The organism is Micrococcus sp. KRD077, from assembly GCF_017168505.1.
GTDB classification, from domain to species: Bacteria; Actinomycetota; Actinomycetes; order Actinomycetales; family Micrococcaceae; genus Micrococcus; species Micrococcus luteus.
Window position 1 is genome coordinate 1 of record NZ_JABFAZ010000093.1, and the last position, 766, is coordinate 766.

At 76.2% G+C, this 766-nt stretch carries 1 protein-coding gene; it reads left to right on the forward strand.

Annotated features, from left to right (window positions below; genetic code table 11):
- On the forward strand, positions 1-759 hold a 759-nt coding region (locus tag J1M39_RS11885), incomplete at its 5' end, for an alpha/beta fold hydrolase (protein ID WP_241254157.1).
- Between the last annotated feature and the right edge of the window lie 7 nt (positions 760-766).

Here is a 766-nt window from a genome sequence, read left to right on the forward strand (position 1 = left end):
GCCCAGGACCCCGCCCGCGTGCTCGTGGTCGGCGCCGGCCTCGGCACCGGCGTCCAGGCCCTGTGGAGCCTCGCCGCGCAGCAGCTCCCTGAGGACACCGTGGTGGTCGGCTACGACCTGCCCGGCCACGGCGCCTCCGAGCCCCACGCCGAGCCGTTCTCGATGGCGGAGCTGGCGGACGCCGTCGTCGCCGCCGTGCAGGCGCTGCAGGAGGACGGCACCGTTCCCGCGGACCTGCCCGTGCACTTCGCGGGCGTCTCCCTCAACGGGTGCGTGGCGCTGCAGCTGGCCCTGGACCACGCGGACACCGTCTCCGGTGTGGCCGTGATCTGCTCCGCCGCGAAGATCGGCGAGGCGGGGTCCTGGCGCGAGCGCGCCGAGCTCGTGGAGCGTGCCGGCACCCCGACCCTCGTCGAGGGCTCGGCGCAGCGCTGGTTCGCCGACGGGTTCATCGCGGCCCACCCGGAGCGGACGACGGGCCTGCTGCACACCCTGCAGGAGGCGGACCGCCATTCCTACGCGCGCTTGTGCGAGGCGCTGGCCGACTTCGACGTGCGCGGGCGCCTCGGGGAGATCGCCGTCCCCGTCCTCACGATCCACGGCGTGGCGGACCAGGTCACCCCGCCCTCGGCGGGCGAGGAGATCGCCGCCGCGGTGCCGGGCACCGTGACCCACGTGTTCGACGAGACCGCCCATCAGGCCCCCCTCGAGCAGCCCGAGCGCACCGCCGCGGCCCTGGCCGCCTTCCCGGCGCGCTGAGCCGCCC